Genomic DNA, 16,267 nt, shown 5'->3' on the forward strand with positions numbered 1-16,267 from the left:
AGAACCGCTCCCTTACTTTTTTTTGGCGTTATAGTTGAATACTTTATCTATTCCCGTATTTAATGCATGAGCTATCGAAAAAGCCAGACTTAAAGTCGGGTCATATTTATTATTTTCAATTGCATTGATGGTTTGCCTGGTCACATTGCAGAGCTTAGCCAGATCATTTTGTGAAATATCAGCTGCTGTTCTAAGTTTTTTAATATTGTTATCCACTAAAACCCTCCTTAAATATTTTTGTTTTTATTTTAAATTTTCAAATTTATATATATTTATTTTAAATAATATATGTATATGTGTCAAATACTTTTTACACATTTGAATTTTAAGGTATACTTTTTGTTTTTGCAAATTAGTTGTTTATATAAAAAACGGCTTGCAGTTTAACCTGCAAGCCTAAAAGTAATCATCATTTAAATCATTCCGCGCTGAGCAACTTCAAATTGATGTTTCGGTGCACTTGCGATGTCGGCTGAAACAAAAACAGTGCTTATTGCCAAGCAAGTAAGTGCTAATTTATACTTCAATTTCATACAACTTCACACCTCCTTGAATCTGCTGTCTTGTTTCTTCCACCTTTAAAAAATATGCGGAAGCCTTCTCGAAATTTTCTCTTTCATGATAATATTTTGCCACATCTAAGGCAAAATCTTCAAGATCAGCATACATCGATTTATCTCTGAGAAAGTCAAAACATTCCATGATTGCTTCTTCATCAGGCTCACCGACATATAAAGATTCTAAAAATTCATACTCGGCGATATATAGGGAATCTTCTGCCTCCTCTGCATAAGATACCCCTTTGTCATGATATTGTCTGGCTATGGCCATATTTCCGATTTTATAATGTATTTGTGTGATTAAGAAATAGGCTTGCGGGAGAGAAGTGATGATGTTCCCATCTTCAAAAACAGCTATTGCCCGTTTTATGTAGTCAATGGCTGGTTTGTAATTTTCTTGGCTGTTAAAACAAAGTCCGATATTATATAGAGTCCGGCCCATTAATTGAGGCTGCTGTTCTGCCTCTGCCATGGCATAAGCCTTTTTAAAATGCTGAATTGCTTCATCATATTGCTTTAAGTCAAGAAAGTTGGTAGCGAACAATGAATGGCACTGAAGCACCCTTATATTATATGCCTCCTGCTTATGATAAATTTTATAAGCCTGCCGGGCATAATCCATAGAAAAATAAGTCTGTTTCATATAATAATAGGACTCTGACATCTTAAAATAAAATTCAGCTTTCTCGATACAATCTTTGACAAAATCAAGCTTATATTCAGCTTTCTTAAAAAACTGAATCGCTGAAAGATATTCACGGCATTCCAGCTCATACATCCCCCGGAAAAAATTAAAATAATAATCAAGACGTCCGGTCAGCCGGGCCTGCTTTTTATCAATATCCGCGAGCAGATCCGATAGTCTCGGCTGTTCTTCTATCCGCTGCGATTCCAGCGGTTCGAGGTATTCGAGCATCAGATTATGGCGGAATTCCATGAGAGAATAGTATAGATGAAGATCCTGATCATCTTCCAGACCTGCAAGTTCTTCTTTGATTTCTCTCCGCAAGTACTCGGCGTCCGGGATGCTGAACCTTCGAATGTACATATACCATTCGTTGATTTTTTCTCCAACCGCTGAAGACGATAAAACACTCGCCACTATTCCGAATCCCTCCCTTCCACGTTATGTATATGACATATTTTATCATTTTCATTCGGAAGGATAGCGCAAAAATACCGCAATGTTTTCTTTCGTTAAAACCGCATGTCTGCGGATATCATTTCAAAAATCCACTATTATCCCCACAATTTGTACAAGCAAACAAATACACCTTCCCATATTCTGTTGTATCTGCGTGAGCAGTGTATGTCTGAAAAGGAAGTGAAGATATGAGAAATAACAAGCTTTCCTTTAAAGAAAAAGCAGGAGCCGCACAAGAAGAATGTTTATGTTTTTGCGAGGAAGAAGCAAGCCGTGAAGCGATGTTTCAAGCGCCGATTGAATTGCCTGAGGGGTTTGTCGTTGATCCGGCTGAAGCTGTTGCAAACGTGACGTGGAATGCAGACAGCCTTTCTTGTGTCATTGAACGCTGTTTCATTGAGACGGGGCCAGAGCCTGATGAAATCGGTGTTCAATTCGCAGTGCGCCTGCAGGGAACTGTTACGCTTCTCGTCAGTGTCTCACCAGTGCGAAATCAATATGGACAAGGGAACGGGTCTGTTTCTGTCATCCGCAATGCAGAGATTGACCAAGTCGTCTATTATTCCGATGAGCCTGATGATTGCCCGGATGTCAGTGACATTACGATCGAGAACCTTATTGTCGTTCCGCCATTCTATGGCAGTCCTTTATCGGTGACGGGCACGATTGTGTTTGTTCCTGAGCCGGAACCCGTTTATGCGTTTACAGCGAATCCAAATGATCAATCAGTTTCTGTGATTGATACAAACACTCATACTGTTGTGACAACGATTGCTCTACCGTACCGGCCGACAGGTATTGGAATAACTCCGGATAAAAGTGCTGTGTTTGTTTTGCACTTCAACAATAATGTGATTTCTGTCATCGATTATGACACTTTAACAGTGACAGCATCCATACTGCTGGATCAGCCGCCTGGATCGATAAAATGTATCCCAAATCATGAGTTTGCTTATGTTCTCGGCGATACTGCGATTTATGTGATTGGAATTGATACGTTAACTGTGGATAGGTCGATTCCTGTGGAAGGATTTGATTTTGCAATTGATCCCAATGGGTTATTCGCCTATGTTCTTGATTTTGGTTTAGTGCAAAAAGTGGACCTATTCACCGGTGAAGTCACAGGAACGATTGAACGAGAGCTTATCGTATCATCCATAGAAACAAATTGGCCGGAGCGGTATGCGTATGTCTTAGAACAAGAATTCTTATTCAATTATTTGACGGTTATTGACTTAAATACGTTTACGATCAGCATTACCCAAGAGCTGGAGCCTGATGGCCAATATGTAATGTTTACGAGTGGATCAGAGGTGTATTTACATGACAGCTTCACTGGCAATTTATATGCTGTCAGTCCGAATGGTGCAGGCGTTATAGGAAATGTTCCGCAATCGGCAAGAGACTTTGCGTTTACTCCGAATGGCGAATTTCTGTATGCTGCTCATTTTTTAGAGCAGAACATCACTGTTTACAACACGGATGATTATTCTGTGGAAACTGTGATATCTCTTGGGGTTTCACCGGGAGATATTGTGATTTAACCAACTGCATGCTGTACATTTCTAAAAGGACGTGAATTCATGAAAAAGAATGATCTGTCTGCTTTACAGGAAAATTGTTTCTGTTTTTGTGATGAGGAAATTAGCAGAGAAGCGCCGTTTCAAGTGCCGATTGACATTCCCGAGGGGTTCACCATTGATTCTGCCGAAGCAGCTGCGACGGTTACATGGAGTACTGATCATTTATTATGTATCAGTGAGCCTTGCTTAATCCAGACTGGGCCGGAACCAGAAGATATCGGTGTTCGATATGCCGTGAGAGTAAAAGGGACCGTTACGCTTCTTGTCAGTGTGTCGCCTGTACGAAATCAATATGGACAAGGGGACGGGTCTGTTTCTGTGATTCATACTGAAGAGATTGATCAAGTTGTTTATTATGCAGCGCAGTCTGGCCGCTGTCCTGATTTCAGTCAAATAACAGTGGAAGATCTTCTCATTGTACCGCCTTTCTACGGCAGTCCGCTTACGGTGGCCGGGACACTTGTTTTACCGCCACCGCCAGACCCTCAATCGTATGTATTTACAGCCAATTCAGGAGACAGCACGGTTTCGGTTATTGATTCAGATTTAAACACTGTTGTAAAAACAATCCCTTTTTCTGACGTGCCAACTAATCTAGGCGTTACTTTCGATAAAGCTTTCACGTATGTCCTCCATGGGAATACCAACCTTGTCTCAGTGCTAGATAATAAAACATTAACCATCATAAATACCATCACTGTTGGAGGAGGGCCGAGAAAGGTTGAATTTGATTCAACAGATGAGTTCGCGTACGTGATGGCCGCCGGATCTATATATATGATCAACATGGCCTCTCAATCGGTCATTGATGTCACTCCGATACCCGGTGCTTTAGACTTTGCTCTTGATCCGAATGGACAGTATGTCTATACCGCTAATGGAAGCAGTTGGTCGGTTGATAAACATGATGTAAATACTGGGCAGTTGGTAGAAAGTATCATAGATACATTTGAATTTCCCAGTTTCATTGCCACTCCTTACGCTGGAAATTTTGCGTATGTGTTGAATGGTGAACTGCTGCCGAAAGGTGTAACGGAGATCAGTTTGTCACCATTAAGCAGGGGAGGCGACTTCAACCGTTTATTTGAAACTCTGAGGACGATTGTATTTTCTCGCGATAGCACTAGGGCTTATTTTCTAGAGCCATATAGTGAACCGTTTCTCATTAATAACTTATACGTAGTTAATACGGCTGGACAGAGGATCATTGCAAACGTGTCTCTGCCCGGCGCCTTTGACCTCGCCGTAACACCTGATAATCAGGGCATTTATGCAGCACAGCCCGACGACAATACCGTAACCGTGTACCGCACAAGTGATTATACAGCCATGACGGTGATTCCGGTTGGGACCGGTCCGTCAGCGATTGCGATGTAGCTTATTTCACAGGTTGAGAGAAGCAGAGCTGCGATAAAAAAATCGTTTATAAATAAATGAGCCGATCTGCTGGATGGCAGCCAGGATGATTAAAAACAGCAGTTCACTTATGGTGAAACTGAGCATCCGCCAAACCCCGGCTCCTGTCAGCGCTCCCGCAAGCCCTTTTTTGAACAGGCTGACATGCTGGAAAAGCTGCAGCAAGTACGTCCGCATAAAATACAATAAATACAAAATCAGTAACACCGCGAGTCCCATTGATACGGCAAGGGGCGTGTGAAAGCGGAAAGGGACGGCTTTGACGATTTCGAACACGCAGCCGAATATGATGACTTAGCATAATACAGCAGCCATCACGTGTGTTTGGCGGACGTTTTTATAGCTGTCACGCAGCGCTTTGACATCGTTGGCATTTCTGCTGCACAATCTATGTTGCCGGAAGTCGCAGCAGCTTCGATGAGACTGTGTGAGTTTCTGAAAAGCTGCTGTCATGTTTTTTACGGATTGGGTGACATAGTGATATGATTTTCTCTTCTCATAAGGAACTGCTTTTTATGAGGTTTATCTTCAAATCTAATGAGCAATGATGGTAAGATAGAAGCAGTTGAAGTTTACAAGCTGAATGATTATACTATTCAAGTCAAAGTGGAATGATGAAAAGGACGTGTCAAAATGAAGCAAGAGACACCGATAACACTCCATGTGAAGTCTGTGATCGAGGATGACGGAAATGAGGAAGTCATCGAATTCCGTACTACCGGATTTTACTATGTAAAACAACAAAAAGTGTATCTATCTTATTATGAAGAACACGACCTAGGCAAAGTAAAAACGATTGTGAAGGTGAGCGAAGGCGAAGTCCTGATCATGAGGTCAGGCGCTGTTAAAATGAATCAGCGTTTCATAACGGGAGCTTCCACAATTGCGAAATATAAAATGTCATTTGGTGAGCTTGAGCTGGAAACAAGCACAAAATCGATTCAATCTGATCTCGGTGAAGAAAAAGGCCGAATCAGCATCGCATATGACATGCATGTCGGAGACGGGCAGCAGCATTTACATAATATGACGATCACGTATGAGGGAGGAACTCACGCATGAACATTGCGGAACAAATGAAGGACGTGCTGAAGGAAGAAATCAAAGCGGCCGTTCTGAAAGCGGGCCTGGCGGACGAAAGCCAGATTCCAAGCGTACTGTTAGAAACGCCGAAAGAAAAAACACACGGTGATTATTCCACAAACATGGCGATGCAGCTGGCAAGAATCGCAAAAAAAGCGCCGCGCCAAATCGCTGAGGAGATCGTGGCGTCATTTGATAAAGGCAAAGCTTCCATTGAAAAGATGGATATTGCGGGACCTGGCTTTATCAACTTTTACATGAACAACAGCTACTTAACAAAACTGATTCCGTCCGTGCTTGAAGCGGGTGAACATTACGGTGAGACAAACATCGGACAAGGCGAAAAGATTCAGGTCGAATTCGTATCAGCCAACCCGACGGGAGATCTTCACTTAGGCCATGCGCGCGGCGCGGCGGTAGGTGACGCGCTGTGCAGCGTTCTTTCTAAAGCGGGCTATGATGTGAGCCGCGAGTACTATATTAATGATGCGGGCAACCAGATTAACAACCTGGCGCTTTCCGTTGAAGTCCGTTATTTTGAAGCGCTCGGTCTCGAGAAACCGATGCCGGAAGACGGCTACCGCGGCGAGGATATTATCGCCATCGGGAAAAAGCTTGCCGAAGATTTCGGCGACCGTTTCGTACATGAAGAGGAGAGCGAACGTCAGGCGTTTTTCCGTGAATACGGCTTAAAGTACGAGCTTGATAAACTTCGCTCTGACCTGGAAAATTTCCGCGTACCGTTTGACGTATGGTATTCTGAAACGTCACTGTACGAAAACGGAAAAATTGATCAGGCGCTTGAGGCGCTTCGCGAAAAGGGCCATGTATACGAAGAGGACGGCGCGACATGGTTCCGCTCCACAACGTTCGGCGACGATAAAGACCGTGTGCTGATCAAAAAAGACGGCTCATACACTTATTTGCTGCCGGATATCGCATACCATAAAGACAAACTTGACCGCGGATTCGACAAGCTCATCAATGTATGGGGCGCGGATCACCACGGGTATATTCCGCGTATGAAAGCGGCAATTGAAGCGCTCGGTTACAAGAAAGGCACATTGGAAGTTGAGATCATTCAGCTCGTTCATTTATACAAAAACGGCGAAAAAATGAAGATGAGCAAACGTACGGGGAAAGCCGTAACGATGCGCGACTTGATTGAAGAAGTCGGCTTGGATGCCGTGCGTTATTTCTTCGCGATGCGCAGTGCTGATACGCACATGGATTTTGACTTGGATCTTGCCGTATCCACATCTAACGAAAACCCTGTGTATTATGCACAATACGCACATGCACGTATTTGCAGCATGCTTCGCCAAGGGGAGGAGCAGGGACTTAAACCGGCGGCAGATCTTGATTTCAGCCATATTCAATCAGAAAAAGAATATGACCTGCTGAAAACGATCGGCGGCTTCCCTGAGGCTGTGGCAGAAGCGGCGGAAAAACGCATTCCTCACCGTGTCACAAACTATATTTATGATCTGGCTTCCGCTCTGCACAGCTTCTACAATGCGGAGAAAGTCATCGATCCGGAAAATAAAGAGAAGAGCCGCGCGCGTCTCGCTTTAATGAAGGCGACGCAAATTACGCTGAACAATGCGCTTCAGCTGATCGGCGTATCCGCTCCGGAAAAAATGTAATGATGATCAAAGGACAAAGTCTTCGGGCTTTGTTCTTTTTTTGTATATAAAGCGTGTGATGTAATTCACAATCCCGCACACTGAGTTTTTGTATGATTAGACTGATATTGAATCAGTGAAAGGGGCAAGCCGAATGATCAATCGTCAACATATTCAATTATCGTTGCAGTCATTAAGCTTAGTGGCAGGGTTTATGGTGTGGGTGCTGATTTCATCGCTCATTTCTCAAATGACATCAGATATTCATTTAAGCAAAGGCGAAATTTCATTGGTGACGGCGATTCCCGTTATTCTCGGATCGCTTCTCCGTATTCCTTTAGGATATTTAACGAACAGGTACGGGGCGCGGCTGATGTTTATGATCAGCTTCATCCTGCTTTTGTTTCCTGTATTTTGGATCAGTATTGCGGATTCTTTATTTGATTTAATCGCGGGCGGCTTTTTCTTAGGAATCGGGGGAGCGGTATTCTCCATCGGAGTGACGTCCCTCCCGAAATATTATCCGAAAGAAAAGCACGGAGTCGTCAATGGGATTTACGGTGCCGGAAACATCGGGACCGCCGTTACTACCTTTGCGGCGCCGGTTATCGCTCAAGCCGCGGGATGGAAAGCAACCGTGCAGATGTATCTTGTTTTGCTGGCTGTTTTCGCATTACTGCACGTTTTGTTCGGCGACCGGCATGAGAAGAAAGTCAAAGTTTCCATAAAGACACAAATGAAAGCCGTTTACCGAAACCATGTGCTGTGGATGTTGAGCCTGTTTTATTTTATTACGTTCGGCGCCTTTGTCGCCTTTACCATCTATCTTCCGAATTTTTTGGTTGAGCATTTTGGGCTGAGCCCTGCGGACGCCGGTCTGCGGACGGCCGGCTTTATTGCGGTCTCTACGCTGCTCAGGCCTGTGGGAGGGTTTCTTGCAGATAAACTGAGCCCGCTCCGCATTCTGATGTTCGTTTTCGCAGGGCTTACGCTGTCAGGCGTCATGCTGTCATTCTCCCCGACGATCGGCCTTTATGCGTTCGGATCGCTGACGGTGGCAGTCTGCTCAGGGATTGGAAACGGGACGGTATTTAAACTGGTGCCTTTCTATTTTTCGAAGCAAGCGGGGATTGCCAACGGGATTGTGTCTGCCATGGGCGGACTGGGCGGTTTTTTCCCTCCGCTGATTCTGGCAAGTGTATTTCAGGCAACAGGCCAATACGCGATCGGGTTTATGGCGCTTTCAGAGGTCGCGTTAGCCAGCTTTGTTCTTGTGATCTGGATGTATTGGCAGGAAAGAATGAAAACACATACGGAGAGAAACAGTCAGAGCCTCAATTCATAATGATCCATTCACAAGATTGTTAGTTTTTTCTGGGTGAGTGCAAATCAAGTCACGTTACAATATACATACGCAACGTGACTTTCTTCGAGGTGAGCTCATGAATATTCTCTCTGTCCGAAAATCTGATAAAGAACTTCTTTCCCGCGAACTGCATGAATTGCTGGAATCGATCAGTACGAAAAGGAAAATGAAAAAACACACTTATTTGTTTCAAGAAGGAATGGATGCAAAAGAGCTTTATCTGATTCAGTCAGGACTCATTGAAATCGGCAAGCTGACATCTGACGGAAAAGACCTGACGCTTAGAATCTGCCAAAAAAACGATATTGTCGGGGAATTGACGCTATTCACAGATGAGCCGAGATATATGCTCAGTGCGAAAGTGTTAGAGGATGGCGAGGTGCTCGTCATTAATAAAAACAAGCTGGAGAAGGAATTGATCCAAAACGGTGTTTTGACGTTTGAATTTATGAAATGGATGAGCACCCATCTTCGAAAAATCCAGTCCAAGATCAGGGACCTGCTTCTTCACGGCAAAAAGGGGGCGCTCTATTCCACCCTTATCCGCTTATCAAACAGCTACGGGGTGGAACGAAGTGACGGGATTCTGATTAACATTGTGCTGACAAATCAGGATTTGGCCAAGTTTTGCGCGGCGGCAAGGGAGAGCGTCAACCGCATGCTGGGAGACCTCCGCAAACAAGGGGTTATTTCGATAGACGAAACCGGAAAAATTATTTTGCACAAGCGGGACTATTTACGATGCGAGATCGAGTGTGAAAATTGTCCGCTGGAGATCTGCAATATTGACTGAAAAAAAACAAGGGCAGCCGGTGTCCTTGTTTTTCAGCTTGTGATACATATACACATGACGGCGAAAAAGAAGCCGGCATTTACGATTTCCAGAATGCCGATCGTTTTCACCGGCCAGTCTCTTCCGTGAAAAAACCAGGCCCGCAGACTGCTTGGGATAAAAGCGAGAAACGCCCAGCCTGCCCCAAGAAGAGCCGATAAAAAGGGGAGCAAGAGGTGATATCCCCACGACCAGTATGCAAAGGTTCTGTTTTTTCTCTCCCGTATGACCGATTTCACATAAAAAGAACTCCCGACAAAAAATAAAGCGGATTGCAAGAATAGAAACCAAGCCCAGCCGTCAAGGGTTCCCGTTCCCAGCCAGCAGCTCGCAAGCCCGCCTGAACAAAAGAACAGAACACCCGCAATATCATTCGTGAGCGCCCGTTCGTTTTTTCGGCGGGCATAATGCGTATGTATGAGAAACAGCGGCAATAAAAAAACGCCGATCCAGACGAGCTGCGGCTTATGATAGACAGAAATGATCAAAAAGCAGCAGGCCGGAAAACCGTAATACCATATCCACTTTTGATAGGGCTGAAGCTGTTTCTTTTTCAAAGCGAGAGAAACGGGATAAACCGTCAAGTAAAGGAACAGCCAGCCCAGAAAGAGCGGAATATGCCAGAAAACCGGGCCTCCCTTGACCATGCCGAGTAAAAATGGAATCAGCAGCATCGCCCATGCGCCGTGCTGCTTCGGAATCATCGCCTTCATCGAAACCCTCCTTTTTATTTCATTATAAGTACAAACACTCTCCTGATAAGTGACTTTTATCATACAAGCTGTGAAATACATCACTGCCGCGCGGGCTCAATCGGGCTACACTAAAGCTATCCTTAGCACAGGAGGCTTTCCTATGAATCAGTGTGACTATTTATTATTTCTGAAACAACTTCCTATGTTTAATGAAGTGCCTCTGTCCATTGTCGAAACCTTGCTGAAAAACGGGACGTTTATCCGCGGCTCATCTGACCAATCTCCATCCTTTCTTCATTCACAATCCGTTTATATTGTATTAAAAGGCAATATCCGTTTTACGGACAGCAGGCTCCCTGAAGGGTCGCAAACCGTTGCGCTGTGGGAAAAAGGCGATGTGTTTCCGATTGATGAAAAAGGCGGGCTCTCTTTATCGCCTTTTATCTCAGTCAATGCCTCACCGGATATTCTGGTACTCCATATTCCATATTCCGTTTTTAAGCAAATGATGTCTTACCATCCGCGGCTGCAAATGAATTTTTTGGCGATGCTTCAGCAAAATGTCTTCTGTTCCTATCAGTTGTTTTTGCGGTATCTGCATACATCACGGGATGAAAACGCCGAACCCGGTTCTTAAACAGAACCGGTTTTTTTTGATGACGCCGGGCGTCCCCATATCGTTTGAAAATCCTTCCTGCTGCTCTGTGTGAACGTTTTGTGAAAAAAGCAGAGTGTGTGACATAGTTCACAAGGAAACGCGCCGTCTCTGTTTATAGTGTACATAGCATCACCTGACTCGGAAGGAGTGAACGATCATGAAGAAAAAGAAAATGAGTCCGTTGCTCAGGAGATTAAACTATTTTTCTCCTATCGAACATCATTCAAATAACCATAGCCAAACGACAAGCGAAGATCGTGATTGGGAGAATGTATACAGAAACAGATGGCAGTACGACAAAGTCGTTCGCTCCACCCACGGCGTCAACTGCACGGGTTCTTGCAGCTGGAATATTTATGTAAAAAACGGAATTGTCACGTGGGAAGGACAAAACTTGAATTATCCATCAACAGGCCCGGATATGCCTGATTTCGAACCGAGAGGCTGCCCGCGGGGGGCCAGTTTTTCTTGGTACATCTACAGCCCGCTCCGTGTGAAATATCCATATGTACGCGGTGTGCTGATCAATTTGTGGCGGGAAGCATTGCAGGCGCATCAAAATCCGCTGGATGCCTGGAAATCGATCGTTGAAAACCCTGAAAAAGCGAAGTCCTATAAACAGGCAAGAGGGAAAGGCGGCTTTGTCCGCGCGGAATGGCCGGAGGTGCTGAAGCTGATTTCAGCCTCTCTGCTGTATACAGTGATGAAATACGGGCCTGACCGGAATGTCGGTTTTTCTCCGATCCCGGCGATGTCCATGATCAGCCACGCATCAGGTTCGCGATTCATGTCGTTAATCGGCGGCCCAATGCTCAGTTTTTATGACTGGTATGCGGATCTTCCGCCGGCGTCCCCGCAAATTTGGGGCGACCAGACGGACGTTCCGGAGAGCAGTGATTGGTACAATTCAGGCTATATCATCACATGGGGCTCCAACGTTCCGTTAACGAGAACGCCTGATGCGCATTTTCTGGCGGAAGCCCGCTATAAAGGCGCTAAAGTCATTTCGATCAGTCCCGATTTTGCGGAATCCTCAAAGTTCGCAGATGACTGGCTGAGTATCCGCCAGGGGACTGACGGGGCGCTTGCGATGGCGATGGGTCACGTCATTTTGCAGGAATTTTACGTGAACCAAGAAACTGAACGTTTTATTGAGTACGCGAAACAATACACCGATTTTCCATTCTTCGTCATTCTTTCAAAAGAGAACGGCGTGTATACAGCCGGCCGGTTTCTGCATGCAAAAGACATCGGGCGGCAGACAAAAAATGATCAGTGGAAGCCGGCGGTCTGGAATGAACAGACAGGTGCGTTTGCCATACCGCAAGGCACAATGGGCTCCCGCTGGGACGGGCAGCAGAAATGGAATCTGCACATGATCGACGAAGACACCGGGGAACAGATTGAGCCCCGTCTCTCCGTGCTCGGAATAGAGGACGAAATCGGCTCAGTGCGCATTCCGTATTTTTCAGATGACGGAAACAAAGTGCTTGAGCGGGATCTTCCTATTAAAAAACTGGACCTGAACGGTGAAGAGACGTACGTCACGACCGTGTTTGACTTGATATTGGCCAACTACGGCGTGAACCGGGGCATCGGCGGACAATCAGCCGCATCCTATGATGATCCCCGTCCGTTCACACCTGCCTGGCAGGAACAGATCACGGGAATTAAAAGAGAAGCCGTTATACAGATTGCCAGGGAGTTTGCCCAAAATGCAATTGATACAGACGGCAGATCCATGATTATCGTAGGGGCGGGGATCAACCACTGGTTCAACTCCGACACGATTTACCGTGCGGTGTTAAATCTTGTTTTACTCGTAGGCGCCCAAGGCGTAAACGGCGGAGGCTGGGCCCATTACGTGGGGCAGGAAAAACTCCGTCCGGCTGAAGGGTGGCAGACGATTGCAACCGCAAAGGACTGGGAAGGCGTGCCTAAGCTGCAAAACGGCACCTCGTTTTTCTACTTTGCGACAGACCAGTGGCGTTATGAAGACCAGCCGATCAGTGACTTGGCTTCACCGATCGCTTCTTCATCCCGCTACAATCATCACGCCGATTACAATGTGCTGGCGGCGCGATTAGGGTGGCTTCCGTCTTACCCGACATTCAATCAAAACGGCATTGATCTGTACAAAGAAGCTGAGAAAGCGGGGGCGGCGACACCTGAAGACGTAGGTGCGTACGTGGCCTCACGGCTTCAAGAGAAAAAACTGAAATTCGCGATTGAAGACCCTGACAATGAAGTGAATTTCCCAAGGAATCTCTTCGTATGGCGGGCAAATCTGATCTCAAGCTCAGGGAAAGGGCATGAATATTTTCTCAAGCATCTGCTGGGGACGACGAACGGTCTGATGAATGACGACAGCGACAGCATCCGCCCTGAAGAAATCAAATGGCGGGAGCAGGCGCCGGAAGGCAAGCTCGACTTGTTAATCAATCTTGATTTTCGAATGGCGGGTACGGCGCTGTATTCCGATATCGTGCTGCCGGCGGCGACATGGTATGAAAAACACGATCTCAGCAGTACGGATATGCATCCGTTTATTCATCCATTTGCTCCGGCCATCTCGGCGCCGTGGGAATCGAAGTCAGACTGGGATATTTTTAAGGCGCTGTCAAAAGCCGTTTCCGATCTGGCGGAAGAAGTCGATATGGAGCCGGTGAAAGAGGTAGTCGCAACGCCGCTCCTCCACGACACGATGCAGGAATTGGCCCAGCCGTTCGGCAAAATCAATGACTGGAGCAAGGGTGAATGTGAAGCCATTCCGGGAAAAACGATGCCGAACATCCATGTCGTTGAACGGGATTACAAACACATTTTTCATAAAATGACCGCGCTTGGCCCTAATACGGCTTTAAAACCGAGCGGAACAAAAGGGATGAGCTGGTCGATTGCGGATGAATATGAATCACTCAAACAGAGACTGGGAGAAACCGATTCAAACAGCGTTGCCAAAGGATGCCCGAATATAAGTGAAGCGAAGCAGGCGGCGGAAGCGATTTTAACCCTGTCGTCCACCTCAAATGGAAAAGTCGCCGTGAAAGCATGGAAATCGCTTGAAAACATCACAAACCTGGAGCTGAAAGACCTGGCGGAAGAGCGCGAGGAAGAATGCTTTACGTTCGAGCAAATTACAGCCCAGCCGAAAACGGTCATCACCTCTCCGGCCTTTACCGGTTCAGAAAAAGGAGGGCGCAGGTACTCGCCGTTTACGACGAATGTGGAAAAATTAATTCCGTGGCGGACGCTGACCGGCAGACAATCCTATTATGTCGATCATGAACTGATGATGGAATTCGGTGAAACGATGGCGACATTTAAACCGATCCTCCAGCACCGCCCGTTCCTAAGCAAGCGGCCTGATCAAGAGGGCAAAGAGATCGTTCTTAATTATTTGACGCCGCATAATAAATGGTCCGTCCACAGCATGTATTTTGATTCTCTGCCGATGCTGACGCTGTTCCGCGGCGGGCCGACCGTGTGGATGAATAAAGATGATGCTGCGGACACGGATATCAAAGACAACGATTGGATTGAATGCTTCAACCGAAACGGTGTTGTCGTCGCGAGAGCGGTTTTGTCTCACCGAATTCCTAAAGGAATGGCGTTTATGCACCATGCCCAGGACCGCCACATCAATGTGCCCGGCACAAAACTGACGAATAACCGCGGAGGCACCCATAACAGCCCGACAAGGATTCACGTCAAGCCGACCCAGATGATCGGGGGCTATGCACAGCTGAGTTACGGCTTTAACTATTACGGTCCGACGGGGAATCAGCGCGACCTGAATGTCGTCATCCGCAAGCTGAAGGAGGTCGATTGGCTTGAAGATTAAAGCGCAAATCGGGATGGTCATGAACTTGGATAAATGCATCGGCTGCCACACGTGCAGCGTCACCTGCAAAAACACGTGGACAAACCGTTCCGGTGCGGAATATATGTACTTCAATAATGTAGAAACAAAGCCGGGCATCGGCTACCCGAAGCAATGGGAGGACCAGGACAAATATAAAGGCGGCTGGACGTTGAAAAAAGGAAAGCTTGAACTGAAATCAGGCCCGAAAACGAATCGGCTCGCAGGCCTTTTCTATAACCCGAACCAGCCGACGATTGATGACTACTATGAACCTTGGAACTATGATTATGAAACATTAACAAACAGCCCGCAGAAAAAACACCAGCCGGTAGCGCGCCCGAAATCGTCCTTAACGGGGGATTTTATGAATATCGAATGGGGTCCGAACTGGGAGGATGATCTCGCGGGCGGCCATATTACAGGGCTTGAAGATCCAAACGTGCAAAAAATGGAGGAATCGATCAAAACAGAATTCGATGAAGTCTTTATGATGTATCTGCCGCGTATTTGCGAACACTGCATCAATCCGGCGTGCGTGTCCTCCTGCCCGTCCGGCGCTATGTACAAACGTGAGGAGGACGGCATTGTGCTTGTTGATCAAAACGCATGCCGTTCATGGAGATATTGCGTCTCATCCTGTCCTTATAAAAAAGTCTATTTTAACTGGCAAACGAACAAAGCGGAAAAATGCACACTATGCTTTCCGCGCTTGGAGGCGGGGCTGCCGACTATCTGCTCTGAAACGTGTGTCGGCAGAATCCGCTATCTCGGCGTCATGCTGTATGACGCGGACAAAGTGGAGGAAGCGGCCTCTGTTGAAAATGAAAAGGATCTCTACCAATCCCAACTGGACGTTTTTCTTGATCCGAATGATCCTGAGATTGCCAAACTGGCAAAAGAACAAGGCATCCCGGCTGAATGGATAGAAGCGGCGCAGCAATCGCCGATCTATAAAATGATCATTGACTGGAAGATTGCGCTGCCGCTTCATCCAGAGTACCGCACGCTGCCAATGGTGTGGTACATTCCGCCGCTCAGTCCGATTATGAATCTTTTTGAAGGAAAAGGCAGCCGGCAAACGGCGGAAGCGATTTTTCCGGCTATCGACCAAATGAGAATTCCGATTGACTATTTGGCGCAGCTATTAACGGCCGGTGATACGGATCATATTCGTTCAACGTTAAAGAAAATGTCCGTCATGCGCCAGTATATGAGGGCGGTTCAGACGAATAAATCCATCGACCCGGCATTGGTCTCCAGTGTCGGCTTAACAGAACAGCAAATTGAAGACATGTATCGGCTGCTGGCAATCGCCAAATATGATGACCGTTTTGTGATCCCGAGCAGTCATCGAGAAGAAGTGTCAGATTTATATGCTGAACAAGGGAGCTGCGGCTTATCATTTTCAGGCGGCCCGGGCTCTTGTTTCTAATTTTTCAT

General features: G+C 46.2%; 13 protein-coding genes and 1 pseudogene. 9 read left to right on the forward strand and 5 right to left on the reverse strand.

From position 1 onward, the window contains the following. Positions 1 to 12: 12 nt before the first annotated feature. From G9F50_RS01400 to G9F50_RS01410, 3 genes are all read right to left on the reverse strand, one after another. The gene (locus tag G9F50_RS01400; RefSeq protein WP_007407640.1) at positions 13 to 216 is read right to left on the reverse strand and encodes a helix-turn-helix transcriptional regulator; all 204 of its coding nucleotides are present in this window, start codon (positions 214 to 216) and stop codon (positions 13 to 15) included. A gap of 197 nt (positions 217 to 413) precedes the next feature. Continuing rightward, positions 414 to 533, reverse strand: a complete 120-nt coding sequence (locus tag G9F50_RS01405; RefSeq protein WP_015240778.1) for a PhrC/PhrF family phosphatase-inhibitory pheromone — start codon at positions 531 to 533, stop codon at positions 414 to 416. Continuing rightward, positions 517 to 1,662 carry a response regulator aspartate phosphatase gene (locus tag G9F50_RS01410; protein WP_007407638.1) on the reverse strand — a complete coding sequence of 382 codons (1,146 nt, stop codon included), beginning with the start codon at positions 1,660 to 1,662 and terminating at the stop codon, positions 517 to 519. Before G9F50_RS01410 ends, G9F50_RS01405 begins: the two co-directional genes overlap by 17 nt. Before the next feature lie 230 nt (positions 1,663 to 1,892). On the opposite strand from G9F50_RS01410, the gene G9F50_RS01415 reads away from it, so the two are divergent. Next, positions 1,893 to 3,248, forward strand: a complete 1,356-nt coding sequence (locus G9F50_RS01415; RefSeq protein ID WP_060562418.1) for a YncE family protein — start codon at positions 1,893 to 1,895, stop codon at positions 3,246 to 3,248. 39 nt (positions 3,249 to 3,287) lie between these two features. Then, positions 3,288 to 4,664, forward strand: coding sequence for a YncE family protein (locus G9F50_RS01420; protein ID WP_060562419.1), 1,377 nt, complete (start codon positions 3,288 to 3,290; stop codon positions 4,662 to 4,664). Positions 4,665 to 4,670: 6 nt separating this feature from the next. Here G9F50_RS01420 and G9F50_RS01425 read toward each other — a convergent pair. After that, positions 4,671 to 5,183: pseudogene (locus tag G9F50_RS01425) on the reverse strand (bacteriocin biosynthesis protein AlbG); the annotation flags it as partial. Between the two features lie 153 nt (positions 5,184 to 5,336). Here G9F50_RS01425 and G9F50_RS01430 point away from each other — a divergent pair. From G9F50_RS01430 to G9F50_RS01445, 4 genes are all read left to right on the forward strand, one after another. Then, complete coding sequence (locus G9F50_RS01430; RefSeq protein WP_060562420.1) at positions 5,337 to 5,765, forward strand: YwiB family protein; 429 nt, start codon at positions 5,337 to 5,339, stop codon at positions 5,763 to 5,765. Continuing rightward, positions 5,762 to 7,432 (forward strand): arginine--tRNA ligase, encoded by a 1,671-nt coding sequence (argS, locus tag G9F50_RS01435; protein WP_007407633.1) that lies wholly within the window; start codon positions 5,762 to 5,764, stop codon positions 7,430 to 7,432. Before G9F50_RS01430 ends, argS begins: the two co-directional genes overlap by 4 nt. Before the next feature lie 133 nt (positions 7,433 to 7,565). After that, positions 7,566 to 8,756 (forward strand): nitrate transporter NarK, encoded by a 1,191-nt coding sequence (gene narK, locus G9F50_RS01440; RefSeq protein WP_007407632.1) that lies wholly within the window; start codon positions 7,566 to 7,568, stop codon positions 8,754 to 8,756. 97 nt (positions 8,757 to 8,853) lie between these two features. Beyond that, positions 8,854 to 9,570: a fumarate/nitrate reduction transcriptional regulator Fnr gene (locus tag G9F50_RS01445; protein WP_007407631.1), complete on the forward strand. Its 717-nt coding sequence runs from the start codon at positions 8,854 to 8,856 to the stop codon at positions 9,568 to 9,570. Positions 9,571 to 9,602: 32 nt separating this feature from the next. Here G9F50_RS01445 and G9F50_RS01450 read toward each other — a convergent pair whose 3' ends face one another. Continuing rightward, positions 9,603 to 10,322 (reverse strand): YwiC-like family protein, encoded by a 720-nt coding sequence (locus tag G9F50_RS01450; protein WP_060562421.1) that lies wholly within the window; start codon positions 10,320 to 10,322, stop codon positions 9,603 to 9,605. A 142-nt stretch (positions 10,323 to 10,464) separates the two neighbouring features. Between G9F50_RS01450 and G9F50_RS01455 the strand changes: the two genes are divergently transcribed. The 3 genes from G9F50_RS01455 to narH all read left to right on the forward strand — a co-directional run bounded on the left by G9F50_RS01455 (position 10,465) and on the right by narH (position 16,259). After that, positions 10,465 to 10,941, forward strand: coding sequence for a cyclic nucleotide-binding domain-containing protein (locus tag G9F50_RS01455; protein ID WP_007407629.1), 477 nt, complete (start codon positions 10,465 to 10,467; stop codon positions 10,939 to 10,941). Positions 10,942 to 11,119: 178 nt separating this feature from the next. Continuing rightward, positions 11,120 to 14,806, forward strand: coding sequence for a nitrate reductase subunit alpha (locus G9F50_RS01460; protein ID WP_060562422.1), 3,687 nt, complete (start codon positions 11,120 to 11,122; stop codon positions 14,804 to 14,806). Beyond that, complete coding sequence (gene narH, locus G9F50_RS01465; protein ID WP_060562423.1) at positions 14,796 to 16,259, forward strand: nitrate reductase subunit beta; 1,464 nt, start codon at positions 14,796 to 14,798, stop codon at positions 16,257 to 16,259. Before G9F50_RS01460 ends, narH begins: the two co-directional genes overlap by 11 nt. Positions 16,260 to 16,267: the final 8 nt, after the last annotated feature.

Origin of the sequence: Bacillus sp. EKM206B, from assembly GCF_011066015.1 — a bacterium.
In the GTDB taxonomy this organism is placed as follows: domain Bacteria; phylum Bacillota; class Bacilli; order Bacillales; family Bacillaceae; genus Bacillus; species Bacillus velezensis.

Coding starts and splice junctions, on each gene's coding strand:
- G9F50_RS01405 (WP_015240778.1), bottom strand. CDS start 533: ATGAAATTGAAGTATAAATTAGCACTTACTTGCTTGGCAATAAGCACT.
- G9F50_RS01415 (WP_060562418.1), top strand. CDS start 1,893: ATGAGAAATAACAAGCTTTCCTTTAAAGAAAAAGCAGGAGCCGCACAA.
- G9F50_RS01420 (WP_060562419.1), top strand. CDS start 3,288: ATGAAAAAGAATGATCTGTCTGCTTTACAGGAAAATTGTTTCTGTTTT.
- G9F50_RS01430 (WP_060562420.1), top strand. CDS start 5,337: ATGAAGCAAGAGACACCGATAACACTCCATGTGAAGTCTGTGATCGAG.
- argS (WP_007407633.1), top strand. CDS start 5,762: ATGAACATTGCGGAACAAATGAAGGACGTGCTGAAGGAAGAAATCAAA.
- narK (WP_007407632.1), top strand. CDS start 7,566: ATGATCAATCGTCAACATATTCAATTATCGTTGCAGTCATTAAGCTTA.
- G9F50_RS01445 (WP_007407631.1), top strand. CDS start 8,854: ATGAATATTCTCTCTGTCCGAAAATCTGATAAAGAACTTCTTTCCCGC.
- G9F50_RS01450 (WP_060562421.1), bottom strand. CDS start 10,322: ATGAAGGCGATGATTCCGAAGCAGCACGGCGCATGGGCGATGCTGCTG.
- G9F50_RS01455 (WP_007407629.1), top strand. CDS start 10,465: ATGAATCAGTGTGACTATTTATTATTTCTGAAACAACTTCCTATGTTT.
- G9F50_RS01460 (WP_060562422.1), top strand. CDS start 11,120: ATGAAGAAAAAGAAAATGAGTCCGTTGCTCAGGAGATTAAACTATTTT.